The sequence below is a fragment of the Belnapia arida genome (assembly GCF_016773205.1).
GTDB lineage: Bacteria > Pseudomonadota > Alphaproteobacteria > Acetobacterales > Acetobacteraceae > Belnapia > Belnapia arida.
The window spans coordinates 1-235 of the sequence record NZ_JAETWB010000228.1 but is presented as its reverse complement, the minus strand read 5'-3'; the positions used below and the strand labels follow the sequence as shown (position 1 = coordinate 235).

1 protein-coding gene is annotated in these 235 nt (G+C 70.2%); it reads right to left on the bottom strand.

Annotated elements, in window-relative coordinates:
- Positions 1-235: transposase (locus JMJ56_RS33500; RefSeq protein ID WP_328702532.1), on the bottom strand; the 235-nt coding region annotated here is incomplete at both ends.

Here is a 235-nt window from a genome sequence, read left to right as displayed (position 1 = left end):
TCCGTATCCACGGCGACGTGCCGCTTGCGTCCTTTGGTCCGCTTGGCGGCGTCGTAGCCCCCACCGTCAGGCGCGTGCGGCGCCTTCACCGTCTGGCTGTCGAGCACGCCCCCGGTCGGGCTGGCCTCCCGGCCCTGCCGCTCGCGGTCCAGCATCAGCGCGATGTCGTGGATGGTCTGGAACAGTAGCCGCCGGGTGAAGCGCCGGAACCACCAATACACGGTCTGCCATGGCC